Source organism: Ruegeria sp. YTSC106 (assembly GCF_059609765.1).
This window is the reverse complement of the sequence record NZ_JBXWMI010000001.1, coordinates 248,587-259,533: the sequence shown is the minus strand read 5'-3', so window position 1 is coordinate 259,533 and position 10,947 is coordinate 248,587. Positions and strand designations below refer to the sequence as shown.

Annotated in this window: 11 protein-coding genes; 10 read left to right on the top strand and 1 reads right to left on the bottom strand. The window is 58.1% G+C overall.

The genetic code is table 11. The features are described from left to right. The first annotated feature begins 25 nt into the window (after positions 1-25). From nadA to AC2FEB_RS01110, 9 genes are all read left to right on the top strand, one after another. Positions 26-1,075, top strand: coding sequence for a quinolinate synthase NadA (gene nadA / locus AC2FEB_RS01150; protein WP_117873149.1), 1,050 nt, complete (start codon positions 26-28; stop codon positions 1,073-1,075). Between the two features lie 6 nt (positions 1,076-1,081). Further along, positions 1,082-2,650: an L-aspartate oxidase gene (locus tag AC2FEB_RS01145; protein WP_117873151.1), complete on the top strand. Its 1,569-nt coding sequence runs from the start codon at positions 1,082-1,084 to the stop codon at positions 2,648-2,650. Continuing rightward, positions 2,647-3,495, top strand: coding sequence for a carboxylating nicotinate-nucleotide diphosphorylase (gene nadC / locus AC2FEB_RS01140; protein ID WP_205512027.1), 849 nt, complete (start codon positions 2,647-2,649; stop codon positions 3,493-3,495). The genes AC2FEB_RS01145 and nadC overlap by 4 nt, the downstream gene beginning before the upstream one ends. 115 nt (positions 3,496-3,610) lie before the next feature. Beyond that, positions 3,611-4,591 carry a biotin synthase BioB gene (gene bioB, locus AC2FEB_RS01135; protein WP_496670565.1) on the top strand — a complete coding sequence of 327 codons (981 nt, stop codon included), beginning with the start codon at positions 3,611-3,613 and terminating at the stop codon, positions 4,589-4,591. Continuing rightward, positions 4,588-5,721 (top strand): 8-amino-7-oxononanoate synthase, encoded by a 1,134-nt coding sequence (locus AC2FEB_RS01130; protein WP_496670567.1) that lies wholly within the window; start codon positions 4,588-4,590, stop codon positions 5,719-5,721. The genes bioB and AC2FEB_RS01130 overlap by 4 nt, the downstream gene beginning before the upstream one ends. Then, positions 5,718-6,338, top strand: coding sequence for a dethiobiotin synthase (gene bioD, locus AC2FEB_RS01125; protein WP_496670570.1), 621 nt, complete (start codon positions 5,718-5,720; stop codon positions 6,336-6,338). Before AC2FEB_RS01130 ends, bioD begins: the two co-directional genes overlap by 4 nt. Beyond that, entirely contained in the window at positions 6,335-7,621 is a 1,287-nt protein-coding gene (gene bioA, locus AC2FEB_RS01120) for an adenosylmethionine--8-amino-7-oxononanoate transaminase (RefSeq protein WP_496670572.1), read from the top strand. Before bioD ends, bioA begins: the two co-directional genes overlap by 4 nt. After that, entirely contained in the window at positions 7,618-8,238 is a 621-nt protein-coding gene (locus AC2FEB_RS01115) for a DUF452 family protein (protein WP_117873164.1), read from the top strand. Before bioA ends, AC2FEB_RS01115 begins: the two co-directional genes overlap by 4 nt. Continuing rightward, positions 8,235-8,990: a methyltransferase domain-containing protein gene (locus AC2FEB_RS01110; protein ID WP_299898041.1), complete on the top strand. Its 756-nt coding sequence runs from the start codon at positions 8,235-8,237 to the stop codon at positions 8,988-8,990. Before AC2FEB_RS01115 ends, AC2FEB_RS01110 begins: the two co-directional genes overlap by 4 nt. Positions 8,991-8,994: 4 nt before the next feature. On the opposite strand, the gene AC2FEB_RS01105 is transcribed toward AC2FEB_RS01110, so the two are convergent. Next, positions 8,995-9,768, bottom strand: coding sequence for a DeoR/GlpR family DNA-binding transcription regulator (locus AC2FEB_RS01105; protein ID WP_117873168.1), 774 nt, complete (start codon positions 9,766-9,768; stop codon positions 8,995-8,997). 229 nt (positions 9,769-9,997) lie between these two features. On the opposite strand from AC2FEB_RS01105, the gene AC2FEB_RS01100 reads away from it, so the two are divergent. Next, positions 9,998-10,930, top strand: coding sequence for an ABC transporter substrate-binding protein (locus AC2FEB_RS01100; RefSeq protein ID WP_254683889.1), 933 nt, complete (start codon positions 9,998-10,000; stop codon positions 10,928-10,930). Positions 10,931-10,947: the final 17 nt, after the last annotated feature.

Here is a 10,947-nt window from a genome sequence, read left to right as displayed (position 1 = left end):
ACAACTGACAAAGGTGGCTCGCCCGTTGCTCGATATTGCACAAGTCCGCACTGTTCTTTCGGACGTCTATGACCTTGCCCCATCGGCCACTCTGGCCAATGAGATGAAAGACACGTATGCCCGCATGGATCGTGTGATCAGCCCGCCGGATTGGGCGATCTATGCGCCCTATGTGCGCGCGATCAACGCGCTCAAGAAAGAGCGTAACGCCGTGATCCTTGGGCACAATTACATGACGCCCGAAATCTATCATGGTGTGTCCGATTTCGTCGGAGACAGCCTGCAACTGGCGATCAAGGCCAGTGAGGTGGAAGAGGATGTGATCGTTCAGGCTGGGGTTCATTTCATGGCCGAAACATCGAAAATTCTGAGTCCCGAGAAAACTGTTCTGATGCCCGACATGAATGCGGGCTGTTCTTTGGCAGAATCGATTACTGCTGAAGGAATCGACGAAATGCGGGCCAAATATCCCGGCGCGCCGGTTGTGTCATATGTGAACACCACTGCCGAGGTCAAAGCGGCTTCTGATATCTGCTGCACCTCGTCGAACGCCTTGCAGATCGTGAATGCGATGGAGAGCGACACGGTCATCATGACGCCGGATCAATATCTGGCTCAAAACGTGGCCAATGAAAGCCACAAGAACGTGGTGTACTGGCCCGGTTCCTGCATCGTGCATGAACAATACACCGCGCAGGACTTGCGCGACTTCCGAGAATGGAACCCCGGTACGCGCCTGATCGCTCATCCGGAATGTCCGCCGGATGTGGTGGCCGAGGCGGATTATTCTGGTTCAACGAGCGGTATCATCAAATATGTGCATGATGAGAAGCCTCAGAAGGCGATGCTGATCACCGAATGTTCCATGGCGTCGAACATCGCTGATGAACTGCCCGAGGTCGATTTCGTAGGGCCGTGCAACATGTGCCCATATATGAAAAAGATCACGCTTGAAAAGATCCTCTATGCTCTGCACTCGATGGAAGGCCAGGTCGAGGTCGCTGAAGACGTGGCAGAGAAGGCTCGCAAATCCGTTCAGGCGATGATTGATCTGTCCCGCAAGCTCGGCATCTGACCAGCAATGTCCAATATCACCACGGATCGCGTCATTATTGTCGGGGCCGGGATTGGCGCGCTCTATGCTGCGTTGAAACTGGTACCGCGACCGGTGGTGATCATCTCGCCTGATCCTTTGGGCGAAGGTGCAAGTTCGGCATGGGCGCAGGGGGGCGTTGCCGCCGCGATGGACTTGGCCGACAGTCCGGAAAGCCACGCTGTTGACACCGTCAATGCCGGGGCCGGCACCGTCGAGCAAAACGTCGCAGATTTGGTCACGCGCGAGGCGCGTGAGTATATTCTCGACCTGACCTCTTTGGGCACTCCGTTTGATCGCACCGAGGATGGTGGGTATGTCCTGTCGCGCGAAGCCGCGCACAGTTTTGCCCGCGTGGTGCGGGTTAAGGGGGATCAGGCTGGTAGCGAAATCATGGCCGCCCTGATCGAGCGTGTGCGTGAAACTCCTTCTGTGCAGGTTTTGGAGGGGGTCCTTGCTATTGCGTTGGAAGTGACGGAAGGGCGCGTGGTGGGAGTGGTTGTGCAGGATGCTTCGGAAAGCGGATCCGCGCCTGTGACGCTTCGTGCACCTGCCATATTGTTGGCGGGTGGCGGTTCTGGCGGGCTTTATGCCCTAACGACCAATCCGGCCCGCATCCGCGGGCAGGTCATCGGAATGGCCGCACGGGCCGGGGCAATGATTGCCGACGCTGAATTCGTACAGTTCCACCCCACTGCCATGGACGTGGGTGAAGACCCGGCCCCGCTGGCGACCGAGGCCCTGCGCGGAGAAGGGGCCGTTCTGATAAACAGGCATGGCGAGCGTTTCATGCCGGCCGTTCATCCTGATGCCGAGCTTGCCCCGCGCGACGTTGTGGCCCGCGCGATATTTGCAGAAGTGCAGGCCGGCGACCGACCGATGCTGGACACCCGCGAGGCTTTGGGCGCGCAAATAAACAAGCTTTTCCCGGCGGTTGCCGCTTATTGCGCGCGCAACGGAATCGATCCGGTCAGGGACGCGATACCGGTCGCTCCGGCAGCGCACTACCATATGGGCGGAATTGCAACAGACACTGATGGTCGCGCGACACTGGATGGGTTGTGGGTGTGCGGTGAGGCGTCTTCGACCGGCCTTCACGGCGCCAATCGGCTGGCCTCGAACGGATTGCTCGAAGCATTGGTGTTTGCACGCATCTGTGCCGAGGACATTACGCGTTTGATACCGGATTCATCCGGGTCGGAGCCTGTGGTCCTTCGATTTGATCAAGCTGACACCCCGGATACGTCCGATGCAGTCAGTATATTACGCACGACTATGTCGCGCGATGTTGGCGTGGTCCGGGATCGCACCGGGTTATGCCGCGCATTGCGCACGATTGCCGCGCTTGAGGACCAGCATGGCGCGTGTCCGTCTTTCAGAAACATGTGTGCCACAGCAACCCTGATCGCCGCGGCAGCATTGCAGCGCGAAGAAAGCCGCGGCGCGCATGAACGATCCGACTTTCCGGAAATTGCCGACGGTCCCGGCAAACGATCCCGGATGTATCTTAGCGACGCACTGCACGTTCGCGCCGAAGCCTGCAAGGAATTACCATGAGTTTTGCGACCCTGCCCGATCTGATCCTCGAACCCGTCGTCCGCGCGGCGCTGATGGAGGATCTGGGAGCTTACGGTGATGTGACCACCCGCGCCGTGATCCCGCAGAGCACGACCTATACAGCCCGACTGAATGCGCGCGAGGACGCCGTTGTTTCGGGCATGCAGGTGGCCATGATAGCGTTCCGGCTGGTCGACCCGGCGCTTGAGGTTGAGGTGCTTGTCAAGGATGGCCAGTCCTGTCGACGCGGCGACACGCTGATGACCATCAAAGGTTCCGCAGCTTCGATCCTGTCGGGTGAGCGGGTCGCGCTGAATTTTGCCGGTCGTCTGACCGGTATTGCCACAAAAACTGCCACCTTTGTCCAGCAGGCAAAGGGCACGAATGCCCGCATGACTTGTACCCGTAAAACCACGCCCGGGCTTCGCATCGTCGAAAAACAGGCCGTGCTGCACGGTGGCGGTTTCAATCATCGCTATTCGTTGTCCGACGCGATCCTGATCAAGGACAACCACATCGCCGCCGCAGGGGGTGTGAGTCAGGTTCTTGAATCCGCCAAAGCGCAAGCCAGTCACATGATGGCCGTCGAGATTGAAGTCGATCGACTGGACCAGTTGGCCGAAGTGCTCAGGATTGGCGGCGCGTCCGTCGTATTGCTGGACAACATGGACAACGAGATGCTGCGCGAAGCGGTTGCCATGGTGGATGGGCGAATGAAGATCGAAGCCAGCGGAAATGTGACTTTGGACCGGGTCGCATCGATTGCAGCGACCGGAGTCGATTACATCTCGTCCGGAGCGCTGACGCATTCGGCCCGAACCGTTGATCTGGGCCTTGATTTCTGAAAAGCGCGGCATTTTCGCTTGATTTGGGATCGTTTGCGCCAACACTGTTGCGCCTTCAGATTTTATCGATAATAAATCCACGGCAACGCAAGCTGCAGGAAGTTTTATAGATAAAATGATCATCCCTCATTCCGGCTGGACCCGAAAGTCTGCGCAAGCTGTTCATGACCTCCCGTTGATGGACCTTCTGTTCCGGGCACAGACCGTGCACCGCGAGAACTTTGATCCGAACAAGATTCAGACTTCTAAACTGCTGTCGATCAAAACAGGCGGGTGCGCCGAGGATTGCGCCTATTGCTCGCAATCGGCCCGAAACGGATCCACCCTGCCTGCATCGAAACTGATCGAGGTTCAGCGTGTACTGGCCGAGGCCAAAAAGGCCCGCGACGGTGGCGCGACCCGGTTCTGCATGGGAGCCGCCTGGCGCGAGCCCAAGCCGCGCGATATGCCTGCTCTGGTCGCCATGGTTGAGGGCGTCAAGGCGATGGGTATGGAAACCTGCATGACGCTGGGCATGCTGGATGACACCCAGGTGGTTCAGCTGCGCGATGCCGGATTGGACTATTACAACCATAATATCGATACATCCGAACGTTATTATTCCGAAGTGATCACCACCCGTACATTCTCGGATCGGATCGACACGATGAACCGGGTACAGGAAGCCGGAATCAAGGTCTGCTCGGGTGGTATTCTGGGGATGGGTGAACATACTGGCGACCGTATCGACATGTTGCTGACTTTGGCCAACATGACCCCGCCGCCGGATTCGGTGCCGATCAACATGTTGATGCCACAAGCGGATACCCCGCTGGCTGACGCCGAACCGATTGATCCGATCGACTTTGTGCGGATTATTGCAACCGCCCGAATTCTGATGCCCAAATCCTACGTTCGGCTGTCCGCCGGTCGCAGTGACATGAGTGACGAGATGCAGGCGATGTGTTTCTTCGCCGGAGCAAATTCAATCTTTGTCGGCGAAACTCTTTTGACGGCAGAAAACCCTGAGGAAGATTCCGACTCGATCCTGTTTGCGAAACTTGGCCTTCAGGCCGAAACGGCTGAAGAACATAACCGCACGGAAGCCGCCGAATGAAAGCAGTCGAACGACTGGAATCCATGCTCGATGCACTGGAAGCCCGGCACCGCCGACGGGCTTTGATCCCGGCGCGCGGGCTGGATTTTGCGTCTAACGACTATTTGGGGTTGGCCGGGTCAAACCTGTTGCAAGAGGCTGCGCAGGCAGCGTTGGCGCGCGGCGTGCCCGTAGGCTCGGGCGGCTCGCGACTGCTGCGGGGAAATCACCCTGAGCATGAGGCGCTGGAACATGAAGCGGCGGCTTTCTTTGGGGCCGAGGCCGCATTGTTCATGGGTGGAGGGTTTCAGGCCAACCAAGCGGTCTTTTCCACCCTGCCGGCTGCCGGGGATCTGGTTTTGTATGACGAACTGGTTCACGCCAGCGCCCACGAGGGGATGCGCGCCAGCCGTGCGGATCTGCGTGCCTTTCGCCACAACGACGTCGCGGATGCGCGCAACGTTTTGACCGAATGGCGATCCGCTGGTGGGCAGGGTCAGGTATGGATTGCTGTTGAAAGTGTCTATTCCATGGAGGGCGATCTGGCCCCGCTAAAGGACCTGTCATGTCTGGCGCGTGAATCCGAAGCCGTTCTGATCGTGGATGAGGCGCACGCCACGGGCGTTTTCGGGACAGATGGCAGGGGTCTTGCGCATGATCTGAACGTTGACCTTCTGACCCTGCACACCTGCGGCAAAGGGCTTGGTGTCTCTGGTGGGCTGATCTGTGGCCCACGCGCGATGATCGATGCCCTGATAAACCGCGCGCGGCCATTTATCTTTGCAACAGCGCCGTCCCCTCTGAACGCTGCTCTGGTACGGGCAGCCCTGCGTGAATTGGCCGGGAATGAGGGTTTAGTCACTGCTGCACGCAAGCGACTGCGCCATGCACATGATGCGGCCCGTCAAGCCGGGCTGCCTGACACGGCCTTGAACAGCCAGATCATTCCCGTCGTTCTTGGCGATGAGGCCCGAACGATGGCGATGGCACAGGCTTTGCAGCATCAGGGGTATGACATTCGCGGCATTCGCCCGCCTACCGTTCCAAAAGGCACATCCCGTCTGCGCGTCTCGATCACCGGGAATGTCAGTCCTGAGGACATTTCGGGCCTGTTTGCAACCATCTCCAGCCACCAATCGGAGGCCGCATGAGCGCTCTGGTCATTGTCGGAACCGATACCGGCGTCGGAAAAACAGTTTTTTCGGCTGGCCTGACGGCGGCTCTGAACGCCAGTTACTGGAAGCCGGTTCAATCGGGTCTGGAGGATGCAACGGACACGGAAACCGTCTGCACCTTGTCCGGTGTGGACGTGTTGCCCGAAGCGTATCGCCTGAACATGCCTGCCTCACCCCATCTTTCTGCGGAAGATATGGGCATTGAGATCGATCTGTCCCGGCTAGCGCTGCCGCAGGTGGACGGTCCGCTGGTTGTGGAGGGGGCAGGGGGGCTGATGGTGCCTCTGAACCGCAAATCCTACTATTTGGATCTGATCGCCCAATGGCAGGCCCCGGTCGTTCTGGTCGCACGCACGGCGCTGGGAACGATCAACCACACCACGCTGTCCCTGATGGCGCTTCGAGACGCAGGGTGCGAAGTGGTCGGCGTCGCCTTTGTCGGGGACCCGGAGCCTGACGTGGAGCAAACCATCGTCGAAATGAGCAACGTTCGACACCTCGGACGCTTGCCATATCTTGCAGACCTGACGCAGCAAAGCCTGTCAGATGCGTTTTCGTCCATAGACGTGGCGACCATACGGAGGTTTCTGTGACCCCGCTTGAGTTTGACGCCCGCCACCTCTGGCACCCCTATACGAACGTGGCTGATCCCGGTGCGATGCATCTTATCGACCGGGCCGAGGGCGTATATCTCTATCGGGAGGACGGTGCGAAGATGATAGACGCCATGTCGTCATGGTGGTGCGCTATCCACGGCCACAAGCATCCCGAAATCACATCCGCCATGCAGGCCCAGCTGGAAAAGATGCCTCATGTGATGTTCGGGGGGCTGACACACCGTCCGGCCATTGATCTGGGGCGCAGGATGGTCGACATGTTGCCCGAGGGGTTGGACCGCATTTTCTATTGCGACAGTGGGTCTGTCTCGGTCGAAGTGTCGATGAAGATGGCGGTGCAGTACCAAATGGCCCATGGCCGCACCCGCAAATTCGAATTTGCCACAATTCGGGGCGGCTATCACGGTGACACGTGGAAAGCGATGAGCGTCTGTGACCCGGTGACGGGTATGCACGGGCTGTTCCGCGGGGCTTTGTCGATCCAGCACTTCCTGCCGCGTCCCCAGGTTCGGTTGGAGGATGACTGGCCCGAGGACCCGGCGCGGAACGGGTTGGAGTCGCTGGAACGACTGTTGGCCGACAAGGGCGATCACCTCGCGGCCCTGATCCTTGAACCCGTGGTTCAAGGCGCCGGGGGTATGTATTTCTATCATCCCCAATGGCTGCGCGCGGCACGCGCCATGTGCGATGCCCATGACGTGCTGATCATTTTCGATGAGATCGCAACCGGATTTGGCCGAACCGGCAAGCTGTTCGCCACCGATCATGCTGGCATCACACCGGATATAGTGTGTTTGGGCAAGGCTCTGACCGGTGGGCATATCTCGTTTGCCGCAACCGTAACCAGCAAACGGGTAGCGTATGGCATTGGTGAAAGTGAGGCCGGAGTGTTCATGCACGGCCCGACCTACATGGCCAACCCTCTGGCCTGTGCCGCAGGATCGGCCAGCCTCGGCCTTCTGGCAGGGGGGAGCTGGCAACGCCAGGTGGCTGATATTGAAAACCAGATGCGGACCGAGCTGGAACCAGCGCGCGGTTTGTCGGGCGTAGCAGACGTCAGGGTTCTCGGCGCCATTGGCGTTATCGAAATGAAGGAAACGGTTGATCCTTCTGCCGCTCACCGGCTGGCCCCGAAGACCGGAGTGTGGCTGCGTCCCTTTGCGCGAAACATCTATTGTATGCCGCCTTACATTATTCCACCTGATGAACTCAGCCGGGTCACGAGCGCGATGGTCGCTTTGGCCGGGGGGCAGCAATGAAACACCAGTGGCTGGCGCAATCGGATGACAGCAGGCTGACTCTCGTCTTCGGGGGGTGGGCGCTGGGTGCCGCACCGTTCCGCGGTCTCACCGGAGGCGGATCTGTTCTGCTGATGGATGACTATACTCGGCTCGATGATCCCTTGCCCGATCTGGCCGGGTTTGACCGCGTCGAAATGCTTGCGTTTTCCTTCGGTGTCGCATCCGTGGCCCATTGGTTGGCCAGCACACAGTTTCGCCCTGACCGGCTGGTTGCCGTCAGCGGTACGTTGCATCCTGCCTGCGCAGACCGGGGCATCGCGCCTGATATTGTCCGGGCCACGGCGGATCAGCTGTCATCGTCAAGTTTCATCAAGTTTTGCCGACGCGCCGGACTATCTGCTGACATACCTGAACTGGACATCGAGCAGGCAAAAAAGGAACTTCACGCGGTTATTGAGCGCGGCTCGGCGCCTGATCCCGGCTTTGATCGGGTTTGGATATCAGAGCGGGATCGGATCATTCCGTCCAATGCTCAAAGGACGGCCTGGGCCGCGAACCCGGATGCTATCAAACGCGTCGCCGCTCCGCATGTACCTTTCCAACCGGGCCAAAGCTGGGCGGAGTGGATGTCATGACAGCGCAATTGGCGGACAAAGTGCAGCGAAGCTTCAGCCGAAGCTTCCAGACTTACAACGACACAGCCAGCCAGCAGGCCTGGGTTGCCCGCAAGCTGGTTTCCGAGATGCGCCGGGTAGGCGCGCCAAGCCGGTTTGATGTGGCGTTCGAGCTGGGTTGCGGCACAGGCCATCTGACCCGGTTGCTGCGGCAGAGCTTTGACCTTCCCGATCTCTACCTGAACGATATCGCGCCTCAAGCGCGGGCGACGGCAGATGCGGAAAAGGCGGCGTTCATCGCCGGAGATGTTCGCCTGGTCGAGTGGCCAGCGAGGCTGGATTTGGTCGCGTCGGCTTCGATGATCCAATGGATGGAGGATCCGGCCCGATTGTTGCAGAAGGTAGCCGATGCGCTTGAACCCGGTGGGTGGCTGGCGATGTCCGGGTTTGGCCCACTCCAATACCAGGAGCTTACGCAAATCGGTTCAACAGCCCGGGCGCCGGGCCTTTGTGCAACTGATGCCCTTGTGGCTGCCATAGAAGGGCCGCTCAAAGTTCTGTCGGTCGGTGAAAGCGTGAGGCCATCCTACTTTGCCACCCCCAGAGATGTTCTGAAGTATTTGCGCAGGACGGGGGTAAATGGTCGGGCACAAGGTGCATGGACCCGCGCCACTCTGGCCCGGTTCGAAGCTGACTACGTGCAAAAGTTCGGAGCTGACGGCAGGGTTCATTTGACCTACCACCCAGTGTGGGTCATCGCCCAAAAGCGTTAGGCGCCTATTCGGCTACAACAAGGTCAATTTCATTCGCCGAAAGCATCTGGCGAATACCCTCGGGCGGGTTTACATCAGTAAAGAACAGATTGATCTTGTTGGCAGGTTCCAGTGTTACCGGCGCGCGTTTTCCCAGCTTTTCGCCATCGGCCACTACAATACGGACCTGTGCGTTTTGAATGGCGACGCGGGCCAGGTTAGCTTCTTGCAGGTCGTGCAACATAAAGCCCGGATCCGCATTGACCGCTCCAACAGACAGAACCGCGAAACGGACGTTCAAACGTTTGATGAGGTCCTGAGCTTCAACACCAAATGCGCCACCATCATGTGAGCGCAGCTCGCCACCAGCCATGAAGACGCGGTTGTTGTTTCTTGAAGCCAATGCCTGGGCAACAAAAACCGAATTGGTCACTACAAAAAGATCACTGTGGTTGCCAAGCGCCTGCGCCACATATGCGGTTGTCGAGCCGATATCGAGGAAAACTGAGTCTCCGTCGCTGATGACCTCGGCAACCGCTTTCGCCAACTTCTCTTTTGCGTCAACCTTCTTGTCCAGACGGCTTTGCAGCGACGGTTCCAGAATGTCTTCGAGAAGATGAACTCCGCCATGGACCTTACGCACAATGCCGCGCTCTTCCAGATTGCGCACGTTTCGCCGAATGGTTTCGAGGCTGACCCCAAGATCATTTGCCAAAACGCTTACCCGGCATGACCCACCCGCGCGAAAAAGCGCGCGCAAGATTTCTTCTTCTCGTTGGTTGGTGGTCTGAAGGTTCATGGGCCGCGCTCTGATGGCATCGTCATAAGGGACTTAAAGCAATACCACAATACCCACATAAAGCAACGCGAAGCGACAGATTTGCTTTTGAAACCTGCATTAATCAGGAAAAAATGTGGCTTTACGTGGTTTTTATTGACACAAAACCCCACGATGTGGTCGTCTATACTCAATACCACCGATTCATCGAAAAAAATCACGACAGGGAGAAGGTGTTATGAATTGTAAAATGGGAATTTCTGCGCTGGCCTTTATGGCAGTCGGAGCCGCAACAACTGCTTGGGCTGTTGAGTCCTCAGACCCGATCAAGTTGACGCTCCACGACTGGTCGGGGCAGTTGATCAATACCAAGATCATGGGTTCGATACTGGAAGAAGCTGGATACAACGTTGAATATGTTCAGGCGGATTACATTGCTCAATTCGCCGGTCTGAAAACGGGTGACCTGCATCTGGCGATGGAAATCTGGGAAACCACCGGGCGCGAGGCTCTGGACGAAGCAACCGGAACCGGCAAGGTCGTCAATGTCGGCGAAACCGGCCTGATGGCGATCGAAGAGTGGTGGTACCCCAGTTACATGAAGGAACGGTGCCCGGGATTGCCGAACTGGGAAGCGTTAAAAGATTGCGCCGAGGAATTCGCAACGGCTGAAACTGCTCCGAACGGGCGTTATGTCGGTGGACCGGTGACCTGGGGTGGCTTCGATGACGAGCGTGTCGAAGCGCTTGAACTGGATTTCGAAGTCGTCCATGCGGGCACCGACGCGGCCCTGTTTGCCGAGTTGGAATCCGCGTATCAAAGGCAGGATCCGATTGTCTTATGGGTCTACGTCCCACATTGGGCGCCGGCGAAATACGAAGGCGAGTTCGTCGAATTCCCGCCATTTACGCCAGAATGCTACAGTGACCCTTCGGTTGGTGTGAACCCAGACATGGCCTATGATTGCGGCAAGCCGCGTGGCCCGATCTGGAAAGCCGCCTGGTCTGGCCTGCAAGAAAAATGGCCAGGCGCATATGACATTATCGAAGCCTACAATATCAACAATGATGAAATGAGCGCCATGGTCGGCAAGGCCGATCTTGATGGCGTGGAAATCGACAGCGTTGTTGCAGAGTGGATGGAGACCAACAAAGACCGCTGGTCTGGCTGGATCTCGAAATAATCCACTGGCCAGAGCGG

What these genes read in the sequence shown, in the direction of transcription:
- AC2FEB_RS01145 (WP_117873151.1), top strand. Translation starts at nt 1,082, where the DNA reads ATGTCCAATATCACCACGGATCGCGTCATTATTGTCGGGGCCGGGATT.
- nadC (WP_205512027.1), top strand. Translation starts at nt 2,647, where the DNA reads ATGAGTTTTGCGACCCTGCCCGATCTGATCCTCGAACCCGTCGTCCGC.
- bioB (WP_496670565.1), top strand. Translation starts at nt 3,611, where the DNA reads ATGATCATCCCTCATTCCGGCTGGACCCGAAAGTCTGCGCAAGCTGTT.
- AC2FEB_RS01130 (WP_496670567.1), top strand. Translation starts at nt 4,588, where the DNA reads ATGAAAGCAGTCGAACGACTGGAATCCATGCTCGATGCACTGGAAGCC.
- bioD (WP_496670570.1), top strand. Translation starts at nt 5,718, where the DNA reads ATGAGCGCTCTGGTCATTGTCGGAACCGATACCGGCGTCGGAAAAACA.
- AC2FEB_RS01115 (WP_117873164.1), top strand. Translation starts at nt 7,618, where the DNA reads ATGAAACACCAGTGGCTGGCGCAATCGGATGACAGCAGGCTGACTCTC.
- AC2FEB_RS01110 (WP_299898041.1), top strand. Translation starts at nt 8,235, where the DNA reads ATGACAGCGCAATTGGCGGACAAAGTGCAGCGAAGCTTCAGCCGAAGC.
- AC2FEB_RS01105 (WP_117873168.1), bottom strand. Translation starts at nt 9,768, where the DNA reads ATGAACCTTCAGACCACCAACCAACGAGAAGAAGAAATCTTGCGCGCG.
- AC2FEB_RS01100 (WP_254683889.1), top strand. Translation starts at nt 9,998, where the DNA reads ATGGGAATTTCTGCGCTGGCCTTTATGGCAGTCGGAGCCGCAACAACT.